The 23914-nt window shown below is 68.1% G+C and carries 25 protein-coding genes and 1 pseudogene; 9 read left to right on the top strand and 17 right to left on the bottom strand.

What is annotated here, in order from left to right; genetic code table 11:
* Window positions 1-56: 56 nt before the first annotated feature.
* The 11 genes and pseudogenes from Q7W02_19595 to Q7W02_19545 form a co-directional block, all read right to left on the bottom strand.
* A complete protein-coding gene (locus Q7W02_19595; protein MDO8478358.1) occupies window positions 57-1580 on the bottom strand; it encodes a tripartite tricarboxylate transporter permease in 1524 nt (507 codons plus the stop codon).
* A 3-nt stretch (window positions 1581-1583) separates the two neighbouring features.
* Window positions 1584-2042, bottom strand: coding sequence for a tripartite tricarboxylate transporter TctB family protein (locus Q7W02_19590; protein MDO8478357.1), 459 nt, complete (start codon window positions 2040-2042; stop codon window positions 1584-1586).
* A 7-nt stretch (window positions 2043-2049) separates the two neighbouring features.
* A complete protein-coding gene (locus Q7W02_19585) occupies window positions 2050-3000 on the bottom strand; it encodes a tripartite tricarboxylate transporter substrate binding protein (protein MDO8478356.1) in 951 nt (316 codons plus the stop codon).
* A 73-nt stretch (window positions 3001-3073) separates the two neighbouring features.
* The gene (locus Q7W02_19580) at window positions 3074-4150 is read right to left on the bottom strand and encodes a mandelate racemase/muconate lactonizing enzyme family protein (protein MDO8478355.1); all 1077 of its coding nucleotides are present in this window, start codon (window positions 4148-4150) and stop codon (window positions 3074-3076) included.
* An 89-nt stretch (window positions 4151-4239) separates the two neighbouring features.
* Window positions 4240-4509, bottom strand: a pseudogene (locus tag Q7W02_19575) (isocitrate lyase/phosphoenolpyruvate mutase family protein).
* Window positions 4510-4574: 65 nt separating this feature from the next.
* Window positions 4575-5204 (bottom strand): hypothetical protein, encoded by a 630-nt coding sequence (locus Q7W02_19570; GenBank protein ID MDO8478354.1) that lies wholly within the window; start codon window positions 5202-5204, stop codon window positions 4575-4577.
* Between the two features lie 17 nt (window positions 5205-5221).
* On the bottom strand, window positions 5222-6667 hold the full coding sequence (locus Q7W02_19565; protein ID MDO8478353.1) for a 4Fe-4S binding protein: 1446 nt from the start codon (window positions 6665-6667) through the stop codon (window positions 5222-5224).
* A complete protein-coding gene (locus Q7W02_19560; protein MDO8478352.1) occupies window positions 6664-7173 on the bottom strand; it encodes a hypothetical protein in 510 nt (169 codons plus the stop codon). The genes Q7W02_19565 and Q7W02_19560 overlap by 4 nt, the downstream gene beginning before the upstream one ends.
* Before the next feature lie 14 nt (window positions 7174-7187).
* Entirely contained in the window at window positions 7188-7970 is a 783-nt protein-coding gene (locus Q7W02_19555; protein MDO8478351.1) for an ABC transporter ATP-binding protein, read from the bottom strand.
* Window positions 7963-8781, bottom strand: coding sequence for an ABC transporter permease subunit (locus Q7W02_19550; protein ID MDO8478350.1), 819 nt, complete (start codon window positions 8779-8781; stop codon window positions 7963-7965). Before Q7W02_19550 ends, Q7W02_19555 begins: the two co-directional genes overlap by 8 nt.
* The gene (locus tag Q7W02_19545) at window positions 8775-9680 is read right to left on the bottom strand and encodes an ABC transporter permease subunit (protein MDO8478349.1); all 906 of its coding nucleotides are present in this window, start codon (window positions 9678-9680) and stop codon (window positions 8775-8777) included. The genes Q7W02_19550 and Q7W02_19545 overlap by 7 nt, the downstream gene beginning before the upstream one ends.
* Window positions 9681-9857: 177 nt before the next feature.
* Here Q7W02_19545 and Q7W02_19540 point away from each other — a divergent pair, with 177 nt between their 5' ends.
* Window positions 9858-11009, top strand: coding sequence for an acyl-CoA dehydrogenase family protein (locus tag Q7W02_19540; GenBank protein ID MDO8478348.1), 1152 nt, complete (start codon window positions 9858-9860; stop codon window positions 11007-11009).
* Here the strand turns inward: Q7W02_19540 and Q7W02_19535 are convergent.
* Genes Q7W02_19535 through Q7W02_19525 form a run of 3 tightly spaced genes read right to left on the bottom strand, consistent with a single transcriptional unit; the run spans window position 11006 to window position 14479 of the window.
* A complete protein-coding gene (locus Q7W02_19535; GenBank protein MDO8478347.1) occupies window positions 11006-12037 on the bottom strand; it encodes an LLM class flavin-dependent oxidoreductase in 1032 nt (343 codons plus the stop codon). The two genes, Q7W02_19540 and Q7W02_19535, sit on opposite strands and share 4 nt — an antisense overlap.
* Window positions 12038-12044: 7 nt before the next feature.
* Window positions 12045-12917 (bottom strand): SMP-30/gluconolactonase/LRE family protein, encoded by an 873-nt coding sequence (locus tag Q7W02_19530; protein MDO8478346.1) that lies wholly within the window; start codon window positions 12915-12917, stop codon window positions 12045-12047.
* Window positions 12918-12934: 17 nt separating this feature from the next.
* Window positions 12935-14479, bottom strand: coding sequence for an ABC transporter substrate-binding protein (locus tag Q7W02_19525; GenBank protein MDO8478345.1), 1545 nt, complete (start codon window positions 14477-14479; stop codon window positions 12935-12937).
* A 233-nt stretch (window positions 14480-14712) separates the two neighbouring features.
* Here Q7W02_19525 and Q7W02_19520 point away from each other — a divergent pair, with 233 nt between their 5' ends.
* The 4 genes from Q7W02_19520 (at window position 14713) to Q7W02_19505 (ending at window position 17799) form a co-directional block, all read left to right on the top strand.
* Window positions 14713-16578, top strand: a complete 1866-nt coding sequence (locus tag Q7W02_19520) for an ATP-binding protein (protein ID MDO8478344.1) — start codon at window positions 14713-14715, stop codon at window positions 16576-16578.
* A 160-nt stretch (window positions 16579-16738) separates the two neighbouring features.
* A complete protein-coding gene (locus Q7W02_19515; GenBank protein MDO8478343.1) occupies window positions 16739-17095 on the top strand; it encodes a nuclear transport factor 2 family protein in 357 nt (118 codons plus the stop codon).
* A 10-nt stretch (window positions 17096-17105) separates the two neighbouring features.
* Window positions 17106-17537 (top strand): ester cyclase, encoded by a 432-nt coding sequence (locus Q7W02_19510; GenBank protein MDO8478342.1) that lies wholly within the window; start codon window positions 17106-17108, stop codon window positions 17535-17537.
* A gap of 79 nt (window positions 17538-17616) precedes the next feature.
* Window positions 17617-17799 carry an ABC transporter substrate binding protein gene (locus tag Q7W02_19505; GenBank protein ID MDO8478341.1) on the top strand — a complete coding sequence of 61 codons (183 nt, stop codon included), beginning with the start codon at window positions 17617-17619 and terminating at the stop codon, window positions 17797-17799.
* Window positions 17800-17859: 60 nt separating this feature from the next.
* Here Q7W02_19505 and Q7W02_19500 read toward each other — a convergent pair whose 3' ends face one another.
* Together Q7W02_19500 and Q7W02_19495 are read right to left on the bottom strand one after the other, a co-directional pair.
* Entirely contained in the window at window positions 17860-18075 is a 216-nt protein-coding gene (locus Q7W02_19500) for a type II toxin-antitoxin system HicB family antitoxin (protein ID MDO8478340.1), read from the bottom strand.
* Window positions 18075-18269, bottom strand: coding sequence for a type II toxin-antitoxin system HicA family toxin (locus Q7W02_19495; GenBank protein ID MDO8478339.1), 195 nt, complete (start codon window positions 18267-18269; stop codon window positions 18075-18077). Before Q7W02_19495 ends, Q7W02_19500 begins: the two co-directional genes overlap by 1 nt.
* A 551-nt stretch (window positions 18270-18820) precedes the next feature.
* Here Q7W02_19495 and Q7W02_19490 point away from each other — a divergent pair.
* The gene (locus tag Q7W02_19490; protein ID MDO8478338.1) at window positions 18821-19834 is read left to right on the top strand and encodes a cyclase family protein; all 1014 of its coding nucleotides are present in this window, start codon (window positions 18821-18823) and stop codon (window positions 19832-19834) included.
* A 14-nt stretch (window positions 19835-19848) separates the two neighbouring features.
* Entirely contained in the window at window positions 19849-20895 is a 1047-nt protein-coding gene (locus Q7W02_19485; protein MDO8478337.1) for a sugar ABC transporter substrate-binding protein, read from the top strand.
* A 12-nt stretch (window positions 20896-20907) separates the two neighbouring features.
* On the opposite strand, the gene Q7W02_19480 is transcribed toward Q7W02_19485, so the two are convergent.
* On the bottom strand, window positions 20908-22167 hold the full coding sequence (locus tag Q7W02_19480) for a hypothetical protein (GenBank protein MDO8478336.1): 1260 nt from the start codon (window positions 22165-22167) through the stop codon (window positions 20908-20910).
* Window positions 22168-22193: 26 nt separating this feature from the next.
* Here Q7W02_19480 and Q7W02_19475 point away from each other — a divergent pair, with 26 nt between their 5' ends.
* Both Q7W02_19475 and Q7W02_19470 read left to right on the top strand, forming a co-directional pair.
* Window positions 22194-22469 carry a hypothetical protein gene (locus tag Q7W02_19475; protein ID MDO8478335.1) on the top strand — a complete coding sequence of 92 codons (276 nt, stop codon included), beginning with the start codon at window positions 22194-22196 and terminating at the stop codon, window positions 22467-22469.
* Window positions 22470-23613: 1144 nt separating this feature from the next.
* On the top strand, window positions 23614-23914 hold a 301-nt coding region (locus Q7W02_19470), incomplete at its 3' end, for a hypothetical protein (protein ID MDO8478334.1).

Genomic DNA, 23914 nt, shown 5'->3' with positions numbered 1-23914 from the left:
GGGCAATCATCTGCGGCAACCAGATGTCGCATTGCAAGACCTGACCCCTAGAATTCCTAGAATTCCACTTCCGGTTCGGCGGATTCCGCGAGGCGGGCTTCAGTGCGGCGGTGCTGCCAGAGCGCGAGCGCGACCGAGAGGACGGACAGCCCGAGCATCACCCCCGAGATCGGCCGCGTGATGAAGAGCCACGGGTCGGCGTCGGTCATGATCGCCCGAATCAGGTTGATCTCGATCTGGTCGCCCAGGATGACGCCGAGGATGAACGGCGCCAGGGGAAACCCGAACTTGACGAAGAGGTAGCCGATCACCCCGAAGAGGAGAAGCGCGTAGACGTTTTCCATGGTGTTGTTGAGGGCATAGGCGCCGATGATGCACAGGACCAGGATGATAGGGATCAGGATGGCCTTCGACACCTGTACGATCCGGAGATAGACGTGCGCCAGGAGCCACTGGAGGACGATCATGACCGGGTGGGCGAGGATGTACGCGGCGAAGATCCCGTACGCCAGGTGCGGCTCTTGAACGATGAACAGCGGGCCCGGCTGGATGCCGTGGATGATCATCGCGCCGAGCATCACTGCCGTCACGGCATCCCCCGGGATGCCGAAGGCCATGATCGTCACCAGCGACCCGGCGACGTTGGCGTTGTTGGACGCTTCGGCGGCGATGATTCCCTCAGGGATTCCCGTGCCGAACTTTTCGGGATGCTTGGAGAATTTCTTGGCCTGGTCGTACGCCATGACGTTCGCCGCGCTTCCGCCGATCGCAGGCAGCACGCCGATCCACAGGCCGATCAGCGTCGACCACAGCAGGAGGAAGGGCCGCCTGAGGATTTCCCAGATGATCGCGAGGTGGGAGACGGCGAGACTCGACGTCTGTACCTGCACCTGCGGCCCCCCGTCGCCCATCTTTTCGAGATCGGTCATGATTTGGGCGAACGCGAAGATGCCGATCAGGACGGGCAGGAACTGGAAGCCGCCGCGCAGGAACTCGGACCCCATGGTCAGGCGGGGCACTGCCATGATGGGATCCGCGCCGATGACCGTCACGATCAACCCGAGGGCGCCCGAGAGAAAACCCTTCAGCAGGGACCGCTCGGTGAGCCCCGCCACCATGGCCAGGGCGAAGATGAAGAGCGAGAAGTATTCCCACGGCCCGAACCGGAGGGCGAAGCGGGCCAGGGGTTCGGTGGTGAGGATCAGGAAGAAGGCCCCGAGAAGCCCCCCGATGAACGACGCCCAGGTGCCCAGCCAGACGGCCCGCCCCGGCTCGCCCCGGCGCGCCATGGGGAAGCCGTCGAACGTCGTCGCGACCGCCGAGGGGGTGCCTGGAATCCCGATCAGGCTTGCCGTGACGAGCCCGCCCGACTCGCCCCCCACGTACACCCCCACCATCGCCGCGAGCCCGGCAAGGGGGTCGAGGCCGAAGGTGAACGGCAGCACGATGATGATGGTCATCGTGATCGTCACCCCCGGCAGGGCGCCTCCAATGAGGCCCGCCAGCGTCCCGATCGTGAGCGGGATCAGGTACTGGAGGTGGAGCACGTCACCGAGACTGCCGAGGAGCGACGCGAACATCCCTCAGAACCCGCTCAGCCGGCCGCGCGGCAGCAGCACGGACAGGTAGCCCTCGAACACGTAGTAGGTGGCAAGGGTTGTCACGAGGGCGACGGCGACAACGAGTCCCCAGCGGCGACCGCGCGGCCGCTCGAGCGCGGCCTGGAGCCCGCCCACGAACAGGAAGGTCGCAACGCGATAGCCGAGGGAAGGCAGAACCGCCACGTACGCCCCGAAGATCGCGAACGTCAGGATCACAAAGCCGTACCGCACCGGCGCAGGCCGCGCCGCCTTGCGGCGACGCACGAGATAGGACACGACCAGCGCGGCGCTCAGGAGCGCCGTGATCGTGAGGAGGATGCGCGGGTAGAAGGCGGGGCCGATGGGGACGAGGGCCGGATGCGGAAGCCCGCGGGTCAGGGCGAGGAACCAGAGACTCCCTCCGAGGCAGACCAGCCCGGCGACGCCGTCGCGACTGAGCACTCCGGCCCTAGCGCTTCAGCAACCCCAGGTCCCTGGCGAGCTCCTTGTTGACGGCATCGTTCTGCTTCAGGAACTCGCCGTACGCCTTCCTGTCCAGGTAGCGGACATCGGTGCCCTGCTTCTTCATCGAGTCCGCGAAGGCGGGGTCCTTTGCCGCCTGGGCGCAGGCCCCCTCCAGCTTCGCCAGCACGTCGGCCGGCGTCCCCTTCGGCACCGTGATCCCGCGGGACACCGAGTAGACCACGTTTACCCCCAGCTCCTTCAGCGTGGGGACGGTGGGGATCTCCGGGTCGCGCTTCTCGGTGGCGATCGCAAGGAACTTGAGCTGGCCGGCCTCCACCTTGCCCCGCTGCGTCAGGTTGCCGTCGGTCAGGTCGATGTGTCCGCCGAGGATCGCGTTCATCCGGGGCGCCAGCCCTTCATATGACACGTACTTGAACTTGATCTTCGCGTCCTTCTCGATGAGCGCGGGGAAGAAGTGGCTGGTAGAGCCGAGCGTGGCCCCGACCGTGATCGTGCCGGGGCGCGTCCTGGCATCGCTCAGGAGCTCCTGCCAGGAGGACCACTTGGTCTTTGGGCTGGCCGTGAGCACCGACGGCGTGGCCGTGATGAGGCAGATCGGCTCGAAGTCGGTATAGTTCACGTCGGAGACGCCGGTATAGTAGGTCGAGTGGATGTAGTCGTGAATCGCGTACAGCGTGTAGCCGTCGGGCGGCGAGTTCTTGGCCTCCCGGGCCCCCACCGTGCCCGAGGCGCCCGTCACGTTCGCAATGACCACGGTCGCTCCGAGGTGCTTCTGAAGCGCCTGGCCGAATGGGCGGAAGATGTTGTCGGTGTCCCCGCCGGCGGCCCACGGCACGATCAGCTTCACGGGCCGGTCGGGGTAGGCGGCCAGGACGAGGGAAGCGGCCGACCCGGCCAGGACGAGCGCGAGCAGCAGCACGAAGGCCTTCTTCATTGGTGATCCTCCAAGGGGAATGGGTCGATGGCGCCCCATGCTAGCAACCCGGCCCGGGTGAAATCAAGACCGATCAGGCCATCCGGTACTTCTTCTCCGCGTCGGCGGTCAGGGTGATCCCGTGGCCCGGCCGGTCGGAGATCCGGAACGCGCCGTCCTCGCACTTCGGCATGCCTTCGAAAAGGTCGGCCGGGACCCAGTCGATCCACTCCACGAGGAACGCGTTGGGCAGGGCGGCCGCGACGTGCAGGGACAGCTCGTGCACGACGTGGGGCGATACGGTGACCTGGTGGGCGGCGGCCAGCTGGCCGATGCGCATCGTCTCGGTGAAGCCGTTGGCGCGGCAGACGTCCGGCATCAGGTAGCGGGCGGCCCGCCGCTCTATTAACTCGCGGAACTCGAAGCGCGTGTAGTTGTTTTCACCGGTGGCGACCGGGATCCGGATGGCCCTCGCCACCTCCGCGCAGGCCGCGGGGTCGTCGGCCAGGGCCGGCTCCTCGTACCAGACGAGATCGAGGTCCTCGAGCAGCTGGGCCTGGCGGATCGCGCTCTGCACGTCGAGCTTCTGGTTGACGTCGACCATCATCCGCACGCCGTCGCCGAGCGCCTTGCGCACCGCCTCCACGCGCCGGCGGTTCACGCGCGGGTCCGGGTGGTGGACCTTCATCTTGTAGTAGCGACAGCCCGCGGCCGCGTACCGCGTGCCTTCGCCGATGAGATCTTCGATCGAATACGAGCCCCAGCCGCCGCTGCCGTACGCGGCCACGCGGTCCGTCGTCGCGCCCCACAGCTTGGCGAGCGGAAGGCCGGCCGTCTTGGCGGCGAAATCCCAGAGCGCGATGTCGAGCGCGGAGAGCGCATAGCCGGCGATGCCCACGCGGCGGATGCCGCGGTCCGCGCGGTACATCTTGTCCCAGAGCCGGCCGACCAGCAGCGGGTCCTCGCCGATCAGCAGCGTCGCGAGGCGGCGGGCGTAGGCTTCCACGGCTTCCGAGCCGCTGCCGCCGAACACGAGCGAATAGCCCAGCCCCTCGGGGCCGGAATCGCTGCGGATGCGGGTCACGACCAGGCGATGCTCGGGCAGGTCCAGCGCGATAGGCGTGACGGTCGGGACGCGCAGCGTGAACGTGTCGATGGCCGTGATTTTCATGGGTGCTTTTCCTCCCGCGATCAGCCCTGCATGAACGCGTTCAACTCGGGCGTCGTCAGGGAGCTGTCGAGATAGCCGAATGTGCTCTTGAAGCCCTTCTCGAGATCGGCGGAGACGGGCAGATCGGTGGCCGCCACGATGGCCCGGGCGTGCGCCAGCGCCTCCTCGCGCGTCACCTTGCCGTCGCGCCGGCCGAGGATGCCGGCGGAGGCGCCGCTCGAGGTGGCCAGCGCCTCGAAGCCGAGCCCGGCCAGGACGTGCGCCGAGCCCGCATCCCACGGATTGGGAATCGCGAATGCGCCCGGAGCCTCGTGCAGCGCCCGGAAGCGCGCGGCCTTCTCACTCTGACTCGTCGCCATGAAGTTCCTCCGTCCCGGGAGCATACAGAACGGGGTCAGGTCTTGCAATCCGACATCAGGCCCCATCACGGTCGGACGACGAAGGCCCCTTTGGCGAACATCGCATTGTGGCCCCAGCCGCAGGTGCCGGCGCCATCCATGCCCGAGTCCACGCAGATCACGTCGAAGGCGCCGACCTTCTTGGCGGTGAAGGTAACGGACTTGATCGAAGGGTCGCCCTGGCTCACGGCCTCGCGGAGCGTGGCAGGGCCGTTCTCCCTGAAGGGCCGCCCGCGCAGCACCGAGGCCACGTCGGTGGCCATATACACGGGGTGGGCGGCGATGCCCACGATATGCTCCACGTTGCCCAGGGCCAGATCCTCGTACAGCTTGCGGCGGATCGCGGGATCGGCCGCCGGCAGGCCGCCGATCGCCCGCTTCATGGAGCGCTCGACATACTGGCGGAAGACGGCCTCCGGCAGCGCGTGCGCCGGCACGATGTGCAGCGTGACGGCCTCGCCCGCCTTGACCTCGACCGTCTCGATCTCGTTGAGGTCGCGGTCGTAGAAGGCGAAGCCGTACTGGTAGGGCACCACGTAGAAGACCGCGCCGGTCCCCGCGCGCTGCGGGAACCCGAGCGGAAGCCGGCCGAGGAATGCGAGGCCGGCCGCGACGCTGAGCGCTGTGAGCGCGAGGAGCGCCGCCGCGGTGGCCAACGGAAGCCGACGGCCGGTCAGAGGAGCCCGATCCCGAGCGTCCACAGGCTCATCAGCGTCAGGACCAGGCTCAGCCCCGCCATCGGCACCCAGGCCGCAAGGGCGGCCCTGCGGTCGCCGAAGAGGCGCTCCGAGATGCGCCACAGCGCGTAGAGGCTCCACACGAGGCCGCCCAGGACGAGCGCGCTTTGCAGCGCATACACGCTCTCCGGCCCCAGCAGATGCATCACGGTCACCCGGCCGGGCACGACGCGGTTCAGCGGGAAGTCCAGCGCCAGCGCCCGGGTCGCATCCACGAGCGGGCCCCAGGTCCGGAGCGCGTGGTCAAGGAGATCCGCCATCATCTTGAACAGCGCCATGGGGATGAGGGCGTAGGCGAAGCTTGCGAAGAGCGCCCCCGCAGTCGGCACCGCTTGACGCACGGAGAGCCGGGCCAGCGCGCTGAAGCCCCAGACGAGTCCCAGGCCCAGGCCTATGCCGAGGGCAAAGAGCAGGCCCACCGCCGCCAGGCGCGGGAAGTCATTGGGCGGCGCGCCCGCCGGCAAGAGGCCGGCCAGCGCCCGCCGCAGGCCCGGGAGCAGGAGGAGCAGCACGAGCGGCAGGACGGTGGTCAGCCCAACGATCACCGCGGCCGCGACGGCCCCGTCGGCCTGCGGGCGCCGCATGGCCCAGAGGTCGCGCCCCGGCGGCCTGAAGCGGAGCGCGATATTGTCGTGTGGGCAGCCCTTGATGCATTCGGTGCAGAGGATGCAGTGGAGGTTGGTGTCCATGGCCCCGCCGGGGAACTCGCCCATGGGACAGCCGTACTGCCGGTCATTTCCCCTGAAGCAGTCCTTGGTCGCGCACTGGCTCCGGCACGTACCCGCCTCCCGGCGCCGCAGCTCCACTACGGAGAAGAGCGAGCAGAGGCCGATGAACGCGGTCAGCGGGCAGACGTAGCGGCAGAAGGCCCGCCGCTCGAAGAAAAGATTAATCCACGCGGCGCCCAGTGCGATGACCACGATGAGGCCTGCCGTCATCCGCGGGCTGTTCGACATGCCGTAGCCGTTGTCGAGCCAGACGAAGACGATGAACAGCGTGGTGGCGAGCCCCATGTTCCTGAGCGGCTTCGGCCAGCGGAAGTGGTAGCCGGCCGTATAGGGCACCCGCCGCCAGAAGCTCAGCCGCTGCACCCACTCGCCCAGGGCGCCGAGCGGGCAGACCAGGCACCAGGCGCGGCCAAGCGCGACGAAGGACAGAAGCAAGGCGCCCCACCAGACCACCCAGGTGAACACGGTGCCGAAGTTGAAGCTGGGGTGCTCGATGCCGACGGCCGTCGAGAGCAGGATCACCCCCCCGACCGCCGCCGTCGGAAGGATGACAAGAAACTGAAAGGCCCGCAGCCCCACGAGGCGCCGGATCGGCGCCAACCGAAGGAGATCGCCCCTGGGTGCCCGCGGTCCTACGCCGGCCGGCCCGCTCATGCCCGCGCGCTCCGCCCCGTGCGGGCCCAGGCTCCGAATCCAACCGCCGCGGCGGCGCTCAGCACTGAGGCGATCCACGGCAGCCGCGAAGGCGGCGCCGGCGGCGGGGCCCCGACCACCAGCCGCGCCTTCATGGACGGATGGCCGATGCCGCAGAAGACACTGCAGTGGATGGGGTAGATGCCCTCGGGCAGGTCAACCTTCACCGCCGGGGAACGCATGTCCCGGCCTGGGGCGAGCTGGAGATTGAGGCCCAGCTCATTGATGGCGAAGCCGTGCTGCAGGTCTTCGCTCCGCACGATGAACTGCACCGTCTCGCCGGGTGCGACGCGGATGACATTCGGGCTGAATCCCCAGGTGTGCCCGTATATCGTCACCTGGCGCACTCCGTCGCGAGTGACGTCGTCGCCCGCCGGGATTACGCCCGCGAGCCCATAGGCCGCCCAGACCACCGCCGCCCCCAGCGCCGCCACCGCCGCCACCGTGAGCCCGAGCGAGCGCGCCATCCTCCGCTCCACGTCTAGGAGACCTCAGCGAGCCCCAGCTCGGCCCAGATCCGCCGCTTGATCGCGGAGAACTCCGGCGACAGCCGCAGCTCGAGCGGCCGCGGCCGCGGGAGCGGCACGGCCACTTCCGCCTTGACGCGGCCCGGCCGCGGCGAGAACACGAGCACGCGGTCGGCCAGGCAGATGGCCTCCTCCACGTCGTGGGTGACCAGCACGACGGTCTTGAGGCGCTTCTCCCACAGCCGGTGGAGCTCGTCCTGCATCTGCCCGCGGGTCTGGGCATCGAGAGAGCCGAAGGGCTCGTCCATGAGCAGGATGGACGGGTCCGTGGCGAGGACGCGCGCCACCTCGACCATCTTGGACATGCCCGCCGACAGCTCGCCCGGATAGGCCCGCTCGTATCCCTGGAGACCGATGAGCCGGATGAGCTCCGCGGCGACTGCCGCGCGCTCCGTGGGCGGCGCGCCCTTGGCCCGCAGCCCGAACTCCAGGTTGTCCTGCACCGTCATCCACGGGAAGATCGCGTCCTCCTGAAAGACGAACCCGCGCTCGGCCCCCGGCGCGCGCACGGGGCTTCCATCGCAGAGCACGATCCCTCGCGTCGGTGTGAGAAACCCGGCCACGATGCGGAGGAACGTGGTCTTGCCGCAGCCCACGGGTCCGACGACGGCGAGGAACTCATTGTCGTGCACGACCAGCGTGAGCCCGTCGAGCGCGTGGGTACGCGTGCGCCCCTCATACACGTAGGCGACATCGTCGACCTGGAGCCGGACCTTCCGGGGCTGGTTCCTAGGCATACCGCCTCCTCATCCAGCGGGTCGCCCAGCGGTAGGCGGCCAGCGTGAGCCCGTCCGAGACCAGGACGAGCAGGGCGATGGCGGCGAGCGCGATCACGATGGTCGGCACGCGCGGGTAGGCGCCGGCGAGTGCCAGAAGATAGCCGAGGCTGGGCATGGAGGGCTTGATCAGCTCCGCCGCGATGACCGTGACCCAGCCGAGCGCGATGGCGATGCGCAGGCTCGCCAGGATCTGCGGCAGCGCGGCGGGGAGGACGATGCGCCGGAGCACGAGGCTCCGCGGCGCCGCCAGGGCCGCGGCCACGTCCCAGTACACGGCCGGGATACCGCGCACTCCCTGATAGGCGCCCTGCAGCGTCACCACGGCCACCGCCGTCGCGATCAGCCCGATCTTGGCGGCCTCGCCCAGGCCGAACCACAGCACGTAGAGCGGCAGCAGGGCGAGGGCGGGGGTGAACCGGAGAAGGACGACCCACGGGTCGAGCGCATACTCGAACCCGGCCGCCCACCCCATGGCCAAGCCCAGGGCGATGCCGACGACCGATCCCAGAAGCAGCCCGGCCAGGACCCGCCCCGTGCTGACGGCGGCCCCTTTCAGAAGGATGCCCGCCTGCACCAGGAACACGCCCTCCTCCACGAGCGAAGAGTAGGTGGGAAGGAGCTCCACACCCTCGATGTCGTGCATCACCAGGAACACCCTCGTCGGGAGACGGCCGCTGGCGATCTGCGCGGCCAAGCCGTACAGCGCGAGCAAAGCCAGGAGCCCCACGAGCCCCCGCCTCACGCGAATCGAGCGCAGCGCGGCTACCACGCCCGCCGCCTCCTGGCCCAGAACGTCACACGGTCGCTCACGATCCGGGCCGCCGTGTCCATCAGGTATCCCGCTGCCGCGAGCCCCAGGATGCCGACGACGATCACGGCGGGGTCCACTCCGATCTGCAGCCGGGAGGACCAGAGCCCGCCGCCCACGAGCAGGTGGCCGATGCCGTCGTCCCCCATCAGCATCTCGACGCCGACCGTGGTCATCCACGCGATGATGAGCGAGTAGCGCAGGGCGGAGAGCACGGCGGGACTCGCGGCCGGCAGGACCACCCGGGCGAACAGCAGCCGGCCGCCGGCGCCGAGCGAGCGCGCCGCGCGCACGTACACGTCGGCCAAATCGCGGACGCCGTGGTAGGTCGGGATCACCACCGTGGTGAAGACGGCGTACACGATGGGGATGAGCAGGTGGGCCTCGCCGTGCCCGAACCACAGCATGACGTAGGTGATGAGCGCGAGCGAAGGGATGGACCGCAGGAGGACGTAGATCGGGTGGAGGTAGTCGTCCGCCGTCCGGTTCCAGCCCAAAACGAAGCCCGTCAGGATGCCGAGCGGTCCCCCGACGGCCACGCCGAACAGCACCCGGAGTACGCTCACGAGCAGCGCGCCCTGCAGGCTCACGTGCTGCTCTACGAGATGGCTGACATGCCCGCTCGGATGAGCGTGGTGGCCTTCCATGGGCGGCAGCTCGCCGGTCACGAGGCTCACCAGGGCCTTGAAGATGGCCTGCGTCGGCGGCAGGAGGTCCGGCCTCAAGAAGCGAGCGAACGGCTCGGGAAGGAGTTCGGGGTCAACGAGCCGGCCGGCGTTCGATGCAACGGTGTAGAAACAGACCAGCACCGCAACCGACACGCACCCCAGAACCACCCGTCGCCTGCCCGGACTCCTCATGCTTCGCCCTCACCGGGCCCGCCGACCGGCCTCGCGGCCTTCTAGAGGGGGAACCCGTGTCAAGGATACCCGTGCGTTCACCCCTGTGGGCATGGGCCATTCGACTCATTCTTCTGGCTGATCGCGAGTGTCGCTCCGGTTTGACCTCTCCGCCGCGCTCTGGCAGGATCGCCTGACATGAGCGCATCCCCCCTCGACACCGCGCGAAAGCTGGCGCCGCAGATCCGGTCCGCCGCCGACGAGATCGACGCCGCGCGCGAGCTGCCGCGGCCGCTCTTCGAGGCCCTGGCCGACGCCGGGCTATTCCACTTGGCGGTGCCGCGCGCCATCGGCGGCGGTGAGTGCGACTTCCCGACGTACGTCGAGGTGATCGAGGAGATCGGCAAGGCCGACGCCAGCACCGGCTGGGCCGTCAACCAGGGCGCGATCTTCGGCACCTACGCGGCCCGGATGCCGCGGGCGGTCGCGCGCGCGATCTGGATCGACACGCCGCGCAGCGTCGTCGCGAACACGCCGGCCGCGACCGCGAAGGCCGTCGTGGTGCCGGGCGGGTACCGCGTCACCGGCCGTCAGGGCTTCAGCACCGGATGCCGGCACGCCGCGTGGGTGGCGGCGCACGCCCAGGTCGTCGAGAACGGCCAGGTCAGGCTCGAGAACGGCCAGCCCGAGGCGCGCTACTTTTTCGTGCCGGTCGCCGAGGCCGAGCTGCTCGACACCTGGCACGTGCGGGGCATGCGCGGCACGGGCACGCACCACTTCGCCGTTACCGACGTCTTCGTGCCCGCGGAGCGCACGGTGCTGTCCGCTACCGCGCCGCTGCTGGAGGAGGGGCCGCTCTACAAGATCCCGCGCACTCTCGCGTTCGCCTCAGGTGACGCCGCGGTCGCGCTCGGAATGGCGCGCGCGTGCCTGGACACCTTCGTCGAGCTGGCGGGCGCCAAGACGCCGCGGGCCATGCAGGCCCTCCTCCGGGATCAGTCCATGGTCCAGGTCGGCGTCGGCCAGGCCGAAGCCGCCCTGCGCTCCGGGCGCGCCTTCCTCATGGAGACGGTCCGCGACATCTGGGACGAGGCGACGGCCGGCACGGTCGGCCTGGAGCGGCGCGCGATCCTGCGCCTCGCGACCACCCACGGCATCCGGCTGGCGGCCCAGGTCATCGACACCGTCTACAACGCCGCCGGAGCGACGGCCGCCTACGAGGGGCACCTCATCCAGCGCCACTTCCAGGACATCCACGTGATCACCCAGCACCTGCAGGGGCGCATGGCGCATTACGAGCTGGTGGGCCGCCACTGGCTGGGCCTTCCGGTCGACCAGGAGAGGTTCTAGCCGAACGCCGGCATGACCTCGCGCGCGAACAGCTCCATCGAGCGCAGCACGCGCGCCTGCTCGAGATCGCCGAACCAGAAGCTGCAGTTGAAGTGCGTGATGCCCACGAGCTCCCGGATGCGCGTGATCTGACGGATGCATGTGTCCGGCGTGCCGATGACCAGGAAGCGGTCCAGCAGGTCGTCGATGTCGGGCTCCTTCGCCGCGGGCACCGGGATGGCGCGTCCGCGCTCCACGCGCTCGTAGTGGTTGCGCAGGCTGAGCGTCACCCGCATGTTCCAGCGGGCTTCTTCTGCGGCGGCCCGCGCGTCCGCGTCGCTGTGCGTCACGTAGACGGCGCGCTGGACGCCGACCTCCAGCGGGTGCTTCGGTCGGACCTCCGCCACCATGCGGTCGAAGAGCCGGCGGAACTCCGCCATCCGCTCGATCGGCACGCCGAAGCCGCCCGTGAGCACGTTGAACCCGCGGCGTACGGCGGCCTCCACCGACTCCGGACTCTGCGCCGTGACCCAGATGGGCGGGTGCGGTTTCTGGAGCGGCTGCGGGAACACCGACGTCTCGGGGATCTTGAAGAACTTTCCCTCGTAGCTGAACGGCTCGCCGCGGAACGCCTTGAGAATGACGTCGACCGACTCCTCCCAGCGCCCGCGGGCGCTGTCCAGCTCGAGCCCGAGCCGCTCGAACTCGTAGTGCTGGTAGCCGCGCCCGAGCCCTATGTCGACGCGGCCGCCGGCCAGGAGGTCGAGGGTCGCGATCTCCTCGGCGATCACGAGCGGGTGGTGAAGGGGAACCACGATCACGGCCGTGCCCACCCGGAGCCGCGTGGTCTTCGCCGCGATGTACGTCGCGAACTGGGCCGGCCGCGAGAGATAGCCGTAGGTCGAGAAGTGATGCTCCGCGAGCCAGACGTTGTGGAAGCCGAGCGCCTCGGCCGCCTGGGCGATGTCGATCGCCCGCGCGTACATTTCCTGCGACGGGCGCGCGGAAGGCGATTGCATCAGCAGGAACGTCCCGAAGTGAATGGTCATGCTCCCGTCACCTCGACCGGACCCTGTAGTACGGCTGTGGCTGCCCCGGCACCTTGACACGCAGCGTGTACACGGAGGTGCGCGCGGTGAAGAACAGCGTCTTGAGATCGGGGCCCCCGAAGGCGAGGTTGGCGGGCACCTCCGGGGTCCGGATGATCCCGAGCCGCGTGCCATCGGGCGCGAAGACCCAGGTGCCCCCCGGCCCCGTACAGTAGACGCGGCCTTCCACGTCGACCTTCATGCCGTCGGGCACGCCGTCCGTCTCGTCGGACGACATGTCGGCGAAGATGCGCCGCCGCACCACCGCGCCGGCGGCGTCGAGCTCGAGCACGTGGATGTACTGCGCCCAGCGCGTGTTTGCCACGTAGAGCAGGCGCTCGTCGGGCGAGAACGCCAGGCCGTTCGGGTACTCGAAGTCCGCCACGAGGCTCTGCGCTCCGTCGGGCGCGATCCGGTAGACCCCGGCGTAGGTCAGCTCGCGTTCCGCCAGGGGCACGCGCAGGCCTGGGTCGGTGAAGTAGATACTCCCGTCGGACTTGCATACCAGATCATTGGGACGGTTCAGCCGTTTGCCTTCGAACCGGTCCATGAGGACTTCGATGCGGCCGTCGGCGGAGGTGCGCGTGACCCGCCGGTTCTCGCCCTCGCAGAGGCAGAGCCGCCCCTGGAGGTCGAACGTCGTGCCATTGCCGCCGCCCGTTTTGTCGCGCACGACCTCGTGCGCGCGGCCGGGGGTCAGCCGGTACAGCACGCTCGAGCGAACGTCGACGAAATAGTAGAAGCCGTCGGGATGCCACAGAGGGCCTTCCGTAAAGACAAACCCCGTGGCGAGACGTTCCGCCTCCCGGGTCTCGAGGATCGCAGAGAGCGCATCAGCCATGCTGTGAGACTCCTCCTTCACGGCTTCTTGAGGCGCACGTCCTCGAGAGGTGCCGACCACGGGTAGGGGTTGATCAGCATCAGCGCGGGCTCGGCCACGCGCGGGCCCACCCCGCTGGGCCAGATGTAGTCGTAGATGGGGCCATACCTGACGCGCTCGTACACGAGGCGCTGGATCTGGTGCAGCATGGCCTCCCGCTTCTTGCGGTCCGTCTCCACGGACTGTTGCTTGAAGAGCGCGTCGATGTCGGGATAGCCGCCGTACGCCCACGCGCCGTCGCTGGGGATAATCTCAGACAGGCGCGAGGCGGCGTTGCCGTAGAGCGCGGTGCTGCAGACGCAGAGGCCCTTGGCCTTCTTCGACGAGATCAGAGCCATGTAGGCGCCGCGCTCCATCGGCCGCATCCTGAGCCGGATCCCGACCGCCTGCATGTACCCGACGATCGCCTCGCCCAGCGAGAAGTAGGGCGGGAGCTGATGCAGCTCGCCGGCGTCGAAGCCGTTCGGGTAGCCCGCCTCCGCGAGGAGCTGCTTTGCCTTCGCGGGGTCGTAGGGGTAGGGCTCGAGGGGCAGGGCGAACTCGAACGTCCGGGGCACGTGGTTGCCCGCGGGCCTGGACGCTCCCAGCGTCTCCGCGTCGCTCAGCGCCTGACGATCGATGGCGTAGTTCGCGGCCAGCCGCACCCGCCGGTCGTGCCACGGAGATTTCGGATCCCACTGATCGAGGAAGTCTAGGTAGAAGGTGGCGATGCCGCCCGAGAAGGCCAGCTTGAGGTTGGGATCGCGCTTGACCTCCTGCGCCTGGGGGACGTCGAGGAGATAAGCGATGTCCACTTCGCCCCGCTTCAGCATCGCCATCCGTGTCGTGCTCTCCGGGACGCTCTTGAAGACGAGGCGCTTGACCGACGGGACTTTTCGCCAGTAGCCCTCGTTCGCCTCCATCACCAGCTCGATGCCGGGGGTGTGGCTCACGAACTTGTAGGGCCCGAGCCCGACGGGCGCCCGCTTGAAGCCGTCGTCGCCCACTCGCTCGACGTACTTCTTTGGCACGACCCAGCCCGAGCCGGACACGATCGAGCCGTAGAAGGTCATGAAGTCCGGCCAGGGCTCGTGAAGAATGAATCGCACGCGGGAGGGCCCGACCACGACCACCTCCCGGACCTTGTCGTGGAGCGTCTTGGAGCCCTTCGCGCGGTGAAAGCTGAACTTCACGTCGTCGGCGGTGAAGGGATCGCCGTTGTGGAACTTGAGGCCCTCGCGCAACTTGAACTCGTAGACCCGCTGGTCGGCGCTGACCGTCCACGACTCCGCCAGGCTCGGGCTCAGCATGTTGCCGGGCATCGGCTTCACGAGGGCGTCGTGGAGCGCGTACAGGACCCAGAACGGCGTGAGCTGGCCCGACACCTCGCCCGGATCGAACCAGACAGGCGACAGCGTTACGTAGAGGGCCCAGCGCATCTCGCCCTCCGGCTTCGTCTGGGCCGAGACGCCTTCGAGCGCGCCGGCGAGCAAGAGCCACGGCAGAATCAGACAACCCAGCGCCCGACCGCGTTTGCCAGTCATGCTCTCTCCCCCCGGTGATAGGCCTCGTACAGGGGCTCCGCCCCCTCCCGACGTTCCCGGAAGAATGCCACAGATGAGACAACCGGGGTCACCCGGAGTGACGAGGCGCGTCCGCATAGGTCCCAGGGCGTGCTTCGCTCTCCGAAGCACGCGCTCCCAGTTCCGTCTGCCCGCTTGACCCCGCCCTGCAGGGCCGACCCGGGCTGGCATGGATACTGCCTGTTAGACCTGCCATGGAAACCCGGCGGGTGATGCGAATCATCTTTTCGCGCTTTGCGCTGCTGAGTCTCGGATGCATCGGCGCGCTGGCGCTCGTCATGAGCTTCGTCCTCTCGTCGCTTCTGACCCAGGCCGCGTCCGAGTGGGAGTGGGAGAACACCGCGGCCTTGGTCCGCCGCGAGGTGCGAATGGCGGGGCTCGAGGGTGTTTTCGCGGCTCCGGGCAGCCCCGAGGATCGCGAACGCTGGGGCCGGACGTTCTCCAGCCTGCTCACGAGCCTGCCCGAGGTCGTGCGCGCCAAGGTGTGGGACAACCAGGCCACCATCCTGTGGTCCGACGAGTCGCACCTGATCGGCCGCCGGTTCCTCGACAACGACGAGCTGCGCGACGCTCTCAAGGGCAAGCTCGAGGTCGAGATCAAGTCGCTCACGAAGGCGGAGCACGGCTACGAGCGGCCCGCGTTCACGACCCTGGCCGAGATCTACGTCCCTATCTTCTCGGGCGACGGCCGGGTCCTGGGCGTCGTGGAGGTCTACAAGACCCCGGAGCGGCTGCTCGCGACCATCCGGCGGGGGCGGATCGCCGTCTGGAGCATCTCCTTCGCCGGCGCCCTCCTCCTGTACCTCGTGATGCACCCGCTGCTCACCCAGGTCTACCGGAAGGAGGTCCAGGAGGACACGCTGCGCGCCGAGACCGGCCGGCTCGAGACCGAGGTGGCGGAGCGCACCACGCAGCTGTTCCAGGCCCAGAAAATGGAAGCGGTCGGGCTGCTCGCGGGCGGCATCGCCCACGACTTCAACAATCTCCTGACGGTCATCATGGGCCGCGCGCAGCTGCTCTTGCGGGGCCGGCCGGCCGACGACCCGCTCGCCCAGGGGCTCGCGCTCATCGACATGACCGCTCAGCGCGCCGCGGCCCTCACACGACAGCTTCTCGCGTTCAGCCGCAAGCAGGTCCTCCAGCGGCGTGTCCTCAACCTCAACAGCGTCGTGGTCGAGATGGAGAAGATGCTGCGCCCGCTCATCGGCGAGGACATTGTGTTGTTGACGGTGTTCGAGCCGGCCCTTGGCCCGGTCAACGCCGACCCGGGGCAGCTCGAGCAGGTTATCCTGAACCTGACGGTGAACGCCCGCGACGCGATGCCGCAGGGCGGGCAGATCGTGCTGAAGACGGAAAACGTCCAGCTCGACGCGGCAACGGCCGCCCGCCAGCCCGGCCTGCAGGCCGGAGGCTACGCCGTGCTCGCGGTGAGTGACACCGGCGTGGGCATGGACCCAACGACCCAGGCGCGCATCTTCGAGCCCTTCTTCACGACGAAGGAGCCGGGCAAGGGCACGGGCCTCGGGTTGTCAACGGTTTACGGCATCGTCCAACAGCACAGCGGCTTCGTCTCCGTCGAGAGCGCGTCCGGTCAGGGGACGACCTTCAAAATCCACCTGCCACACGTGGAGGCGGTGGTCGAAGCGCCCGTGGCAGGTCCCACGCGCGTGGCATCCGGCGGTGGGTCCGAGACCGTCCTGGTGGTGGAAGACGAAGACGAGGTTCGCGCGCTGGCGATCGAGATCCTCCGCGGGGAGGGCTACGCGACGCTGGCGGCGGCCGACGGCACCAAGGCCCTGCGTGTGGCGGCGCGGCACCCGGGGCCGCTCCACCTACTCCTGACCGACGTCGTGATGCCTCACGTCAACGGGTGGGAGTTGGCCCGGCGGCTGTCCGCCGTCCGCCCGGAGACGAAGGTGCTCTACATGACGGGCTACTCCGAGATCGCCGTCGCCCACGAGGGCGTGTCGGACGGGATCGTGCTCCAGAAGCCCTTCACGCCCGACGGCCTTGCAAGCAAGGTGCGCGAGACGATTCAAGCCGTAAAGATCGCAGGCTAGCCGTCAGCGCTGGGTGACCTCGGACCCGGAAGACGCCCTCCACGTCTACGGCCCGCCTTGGTTGGACAACCTCATCGGGCGAGAGTAACGTGGCCCTCGCGTCTATTCGCACCGCATCCCTACGCGCTGTAGGGCACACCGCATGCGCACCGACACCGCCATCAAGTCCGATCTCGACACGCTGGGCGATCTGAACCGCGACTACATCCGGTCGGTCCAGACGTCGGATGTCCGCCGGTTCGACGAGATCCTGGCCGACGACTTCCTCTGCAGCAACCCGGACGGCTCCCTCGTCGATCGGAGCGCCTTCCTGAAGCAGACGGCGCTTCCCGTCAAGATCGCGAGCCTCGAGGCCCACGACGTCAACATTCGCCTCATGGGGGACTTCGCGATCATCCACGCGCGGACCACCTACAACGCGCCGGATGGTCGGCAGGCGGCCGGCCGCTACACGGACGTGTGGGCCCGGCGGCAGGGGCGCTGGCTCGCCGTCTCCGCCCACGTCACCCGCTGCTGAGGGGGAGACAGTGACCAAGGCGGCTGGGTTCAATCGGGCGCTTGGGCTCAAGATCAATCGCGAGATCTGGAACGAGCGGCAGTTCGACAAGATTCCGACCTACTTCGCGGAGAACTTCATTTCTGACTATTCGCCCAATGTCGTGCGGCACGGGCGCCATCACATTCAGGAGGCGGTCGAGCGCGCCCACGCGGCCTTCGAAGGCTTTCGCGAAGAGATCAAGACGATCGTCGCAGACGACGAGCGCGTCGTCATTCATTTCACGATCAAGGGAAAGCACACCGGGCAGTGGGGGCCGTTGCCCGGCACCGGCAAGGATGTGGCGTTCGACGAGATCGTGATCATGACCGTGCGAGACGGCAAGGTCGTGCACCAGGCGGGCGTGATCGACAATGTCACAGGACTGAGACAAGTGGGCGCGATGCCGGCCGCGCGGCCTTAGAGCCGGGGTCAGGTCTTGCAATCCGACATCAGACCTCAGCGAAGGATGGCTCGGCCCGCCCGAGTCCGGCGGGCAATGTATGAATGCGAGATCTGGCCCCGGATCCCCTGTTGACAAGATCCTGCGAGGGGCCAAGGCCAGCGAGATCCCGATTCAACAACCGACATTCTTCGAATTCATCATCAACCTCAAGACCGCCAAGGCGCTGGGTCTGACGATCCCCCAATCGCTGCTGCTAAAGGCGGATCGTGTGATTCAGTGATACGAATGCAGGGGCAATCGCGCGGCGTACTCCCGGGAGCGCTGTTCGATGCATGCCGCGTTAGGCGGCCCCCACCTCCACAATCTCGCCCTCGGAGCTCGGGGCCGGCACTGGCAAGCCGTCCTGCCTCAACCCGTCGATGTGAAGCTCTATCGCCTCACGAATCAGGCGCAGCACTTCCGCGCGGGTCTCTCCAACCGCAACGCAACCAGGGAGATCCGGAACATGCGCTCCCCAGCTCGTATCGCCCCGCTCGATTACGACCATGTACCGCATTATCCGTCACCCCCTGCCTTCCTCAGGCCCGCCTGCTTCAGTATCGCGTTCAACGTCCCCGCCGGCACGTTCAGGCTCGACTTGCCGGCCACGGTCGCGGTGCACTGTTTGTTCGGGTTCTTGTACCGACGGTGGCTGCCCCGAGTCCGCACCAGCCACCACCCATCTTTCTCCAATAGCCCGGATAAGCGCACCGACTTTCATTCGCTCTCCGGCGCCATGATCGAGCCCTCCCAATCATCGTGTTGAGCCGGCGTTCTACCTCTAGCAAGGCGGAACCGCCCCTCGGAGCACCGGTGGCGGAAGCATAGGTCGACCGAAAGACAGCGGCAAGAGTGTGCTCGAGTTGATACGCCATCCTTTCGACCTGGACGTCCTGCGTTGTCCGCGCTGCGCCGGGCGGATGCAGCGGATGGCCACGATCGATGACCCTGCCGCTATCCAGCGGATCCTCGTCCACCTCGGGCTCCCGGGTGCGAGGGCCGGCCCGCCGTCCCCGTCCTCCGGTTCTGCGGCACGAGCCGAGCAGCAGGCCCTCCCTGACATGATCATGGAACAGGTGCCGCCAGCCTGGGCGGCCGCGGAGGTCCGTGCTGAGCGCCCCGGTGGACGGCGCCCGCTCGCCGCCTCGAGGCTCCGGTCGTGGTCTTGACTTCAACGGGACGTCGGCTCAGAATCGCCGGCGTCGGGCACCGCCCACGCGCGTGCCGTGCGGTTCCTTTCAAGGCCGAAAGGAGTTTGTGGCATGAGGATTCGATCTGTCCTCGGCGCGTCCGCGGTCCTGCTTCTCACCTCGGCTTCGCTGGCATTCGCGCAGAGCGACTGCAAGACCCTGGTGCCCCCGTCGCCATGGGGCCCGAATGACCAGACCGGCGCGACCAACCGCATCACTCCTGCCGTCACCAAGGCGGCCGCCGCAGAGATCCAGGAGGGGAAGGTCATCGTCATGACATACCCATTGGTGGACGGAGTCCCGCTCTTCGGGAGCCGCTTCACCAAGACCATTCTGACGGCGACCAGCCTGGCGCCCGGCGCGGCGTACGGCGAGAACCAGCTCACCTACATGGAGGACACCTGGCTCAGCCAGAGCCATGTGGGAACCCACCTGGACGGGATGGGCCACATCGGGCGGAAGGACTGCTACTACAACCAGAACGCGATGGGTAAGTACATCAACCAGAACAACATGACCCGCCTGGGTCTCGAGCATCTGAAGTCGTTCGCGACCCGCGGTGTGGTGCTGGACATGGTGAAGGTGTTCCAGGCCGCCGGCAAGCTCAAGACCAACGCCGCCTGCCGGAAGCCCTGCCTCGACGGGGGGACGCTCATCACCGCCGCCGATATCCAGGCGGGACTCCGGATGTACAACGTGACCCTGCGCGAGGGCGATATCGTCATCATCCACACCGGATGGGGCGACCTCTTCGAGCAGTTCCCGAAGCAGAACGCTGTCTACAACGGCGCCGCGCCTGGCATCGGCAAGGACGCGGCCAAGTGGCTCGCCTCCCAGAAGGTCGTGGCGGTGGGCACCGACACCTGGGTCGTCGAGGTGATCCCCAGTGAGGACCCGAAGGAAGCCTTCCCCGTCCACCTCATCCTGCTCACGGACAACGGCATCCACATCATCGAGAACGTGCGCACCGACCTCATCGCCGCTGAGGCCGCCGCGACCAAGCGGGCCACGTTCTTCTTCAGCATGACGGTGCCCAAGGCCGTCGGGATGACCGGCAACTTCGTCGCCATCGAGGGCATCCGCTAACCGCGGGACTGCTCGTGACGCAGAACCCGGCGCCGGCGCTCCGCGAGGGGCGCCGGCGGTTCTGTCTGACCCTCCTCGGCGTGCCGCTCGGCGGCGCCGCGCTCCTCTCCGCGCGCGCCGCCATCGGTCAGGATCGACGCTACACGATCGCCTTTGCGAATCTCACCGAGGAGCCCGGCGTCACCCTCGAGGGGACCGGCTTCACGGGAGGGGAGATCCGGTCGAGCTTCGCCCTCGCGGCCCGGAAGTTGCCGGTGGACCTCGTCTTCTACGACAACCAGCGAGACGGAAAGAAGGCGCAGGCCAATGCCGAGGACGCCATCGCGCGGAAGGTGGACCTCTACGTCCTGTATTCCCAGGACCCCGACGCCAACGCCGCCATTGCGGCGCGTCTCAAGGCCGCGGGCATCCCCGTGCTCGCGGTGAACTATCCCGTGCCGGGGGCGCCGCTGTACACGGCGGACAATGTCGCCGCGGGACGTATCGCGGGTGAGGCGCTCGGCCAGTTCGCCGCGCGCTCCTGGCGGGGCCAGCCGACGGTCGCGGTCATCGTGGGACCGGTCGAGGCCAAGGTCGATCGCGTGCCCGAGCGGGTGCAGGGCGTGGTGGAGGGGCTTCGCGCCAAGCTGCCCGGCGTGAAGCCGGCCACGCTCGACACCCAGGGCAATCCCGCGCGGGTGGGGGCGCTCCTGGGCAAGTATCTCGCCGCGCACCCGGGCGCCAAGGTGCTGGTGGCGGCGACGGACGATGCCACTGCGCTCGCCGCCAAGAGCGCGCTCGAGCAGGCGGGGCGCACCTCGGACACCGCCATCGCGAGCCATGGCGTGGACCGGAACATCCACGGCGGGATCAACGACAAGAAGGAGATCGATCCGAACAACCGGGGGAGCATCGTGATCGGGTCGGTGGCGTTCTATCTCGACCGCTACGGCTACGACGTTCTCCCCCTCGCCCTTCGGATGCTACGCGGTGAGCCGGTACCGCCGCGCACCGCCACGCGGCATATCCTCATCACCGCCTCCAACATCTTCGTCGAGTATCCGCCCTACGACATGAACTGACGCGCGCCCTGGTCAGGGACGCGCGTCAGGTCCGGTCAGGAATATCCCCTCCACGCCCTCCCCGGTGGCGGTGGGGGCGGCGGCGAAGGTCACACCTCCCGCATTGTTGATGGCGACGAGGGGATAAAGGCCGAAGGACTGGAGCCGGCCGCCCGGCAAATCGTCCCCGATCCCGGTGATCCGCTCCAGCAGCACGGGATCCCCCACGAAGACGGCCATCGGGCTCGGCCCGCCGTCCACCGAGGCGACGAACGCGAGGCTGCCGCGCGCATTGAGGGAGGGCCAGAGGCCGAAGTGGGAGAACGCGCCGCCGCCGGGAGCGGCATCGCCGACCACGGCGACCTTGAGCACCCGGCCCGCCTGGATGACGAATTGCCCCCCCGCGGCGGGCGCGTCCTTGAGCACGGCGTTGAAGGCCACGGTGCCCGCGTCGTTGAGGCTGAACCGCTCCGAGAACTTGAAGAAGATGCCGCCGACGGGCGTGTCGTCGCCCGCGCCCACCAGCATCCGGACCTGGTCGCCCGCGGCGAGAAAGATGCCGCCCGGCACCGCCTTGCCCTCGACGGCCGCCGCGAAGCCGACCACGCCCTTGTTGTTCAGCACCGGCGCGCCGAAGCCCGCGAAGCTGCCGCCGGCGGGCGCGGGATCACCCTGGACGACCACCTTGCGGAGCTTCCCGCCCGCCTCGCGCACGTAGATGGCCTCCAGGCTTTCGCGGCCACGTCTCACCGTGGCGAGGAACGCCACGTCGCCGCGATCGTTGAGGGCGGGGGACTCGACGCCGGCGAGCGTGCCCGACGACACGCCCGGAGCCGGCCCGCCGCTGAGCGCCACGGGCTGGATGCGGCCCCGGGCGGAGAGGAAGATGCCCTCCACGGTCTTGCCGCCGGCGACCGCGGCAGCAAAGGCCACCGCGCCGGACTCGTTGAGCGCCGGGATGGGGTGCCGACCGAAGCCCGAGAGCGCGCCCACGCCCGGCACCGCGTCGCCTTCTCGCGCGATCTTGGTGACCCGGTCCCGCGAGCGGAGGAAGAAACCCTCTCCGCCGGGGCCGCGGTGAATGGTGGCGAAGAACGCGACCTGCCCCCGGTTATTGGTGGGAGCGAAGACGGGAAGGGATTCCACCGTGAAGCCGCCGAATTTCCCGCCGCCGGGAGCCGAATCACCGATCGCGGCCACCGCGCGAACGGCGGTGGAGGGCGCGGGCGCGACCGGGAGCGCGGCCAGCAAGATGCCGGCCACCGACGCGCTGAGGGCAAGGGCACGAGCCATTGCGCGAAGTATAGGGAGGTGCTGGAATGAGGTCAATGCGCAACCCGCGCTTCGTCGCTCGCATCGTCCGGCTCGCGCTCGTCGCGCTGCTCGCGGGCGCGCCCGCCGCCGAATCGCGCGCCGCCGATTCCCCCGCGCGGCCGGAGTTCCTCGGCGCGTGCTACTGCCGCGCCGAGGGCCGGCTCTCCTGCACCGCCGACCTCACGCTGGGCGTATGCCGGCAGCGCTGTGACCAGCAGCTCTGCGACGACTGGTTCTGGAAGGAGCGCCTGCCGTGCTGGAACTGGGGCTATGGCGGCTGAGTTGTGATAAGGGCCGCCCTGTCTGACAAGGGTCGCCGTGTCCGAGAACGGGTTTTATGTCAGCTATGCACCTCGCGTGCCGTCTAGTCGCGTGCGCCAGAGGACACGTGCCTGCAGCATCGCAGTCGGTCCATCCTCTGACGTCCCCCAGGCGAACTGACTCTCAGAGGCCGTCGCGATTACCAGCTCGTCATCGTCGCCCAAGAACGCTAGGCCCCGAATGCCACGGCTCGACCGCGGTATCTCGACGTGATGTACGCCGCGCTCGGTCCAGTGGCCGACGGTGTGCTCCCACCCGCGGGGCACACCCGCGCCATCGATGGCAAGCGCTGGGCTGATCGGGGGCCAGGGGAATAGCGGTCTCGGACAGTCCGGGCAGATCGGGTGCGTGCCGCTGAATTGAACTTGCGCAAACGGTATTGTGACTTCCTCATTGCGTCTCGCCGTAATGATGCACTCCAGTTGAACGATCTCGATTGATGCGCAGTGTTGCCCGGACGGCGACCCCAGCATCCCAGTGACTGACGAGCCAGACAGCGTGAACCTTCGCGGATCTCCTTCAGGTGGCGGGACCGGCACGCCATCTCCGGGTCCAGCCATCACGCCGGCGCTCTGCACTAGCCGGATCTCTTTGCCGGGTTCTGCTCGGAAGTTCTTCTTGATCCAATCGGGCAGATCCAGACCGTGCTGGAGTTGTGGGATCGAGCCGCCGTGCTCTCCGACGTTCCGCATTGCAGTTCGCCGAACTCGGCCATCGGCAACTTGTGAAGTAACCCAACACCCCTCGCTTACGTAGCCCCGGCTATTTCGATCCGCGACCGCATTATTGAATTTTGCGTAAGTAATAGAACACTCATTGCCACGGAGCCGACGGCAGATCCGACGAAAGCACGAAGGAGCGGAGCTTATCTCCGGAACGACGGACACGGCGAGTGCTGGCGTGTAGGTTGAGTCGAATGTCCTGTTTGTTGCGCAGGAGGCTGTTGGCGGTGTGCCTCTTGAAGTCGTTCCAGACTTGCTCAGCCGGGTTGAGATTGGGCGCGTAGCCTGGAAACCGTTCGAGGTGGAGCCTGGGATAGGCATCGCGGACCGAGTTGATATGGGGTCCCTTGTGAATCTGACCGCCGTCCCACAGCAGGATGACATGGCCACGCAGGTGCCGGAGCAGCGTTCGCAGGAATTTCGCCACCTGGATTGCCTTGAAGTTGTCCTGCCGAAACTGGACGTACAGACCCATGCGAGCGCGTCGGGCTGCGACCGTGAGTGCCGCAATTGCCGAGATTCGGTCGTGCCTGTAGTTGTACCGAACGATCGGTGGGTGTCCCTTGATCCCCCATGTCCGGCGACGTGTCGGGATGAGCATGAAGCCGCTTTCATCGAGGAATACGATGTGGGCGCCAAGTCTTCGCGCTTTTTTTTATTGCCGGCCACTTGTGACGCACCCA

Source organism: Candidatus Rokuibacteriota bacterium (genome assembly GCA_030647435.1).
Classification (GTDB): domain Bacteria; phylum Methylomirabilota; class Methylomirabilia; order Rokubacteriales; family CSP1-6; genus AR37.
Note: the sequence above shows the minus strand (reverse complement) of the source record. Positions and strands in the feature narration are given on the sequence as shown.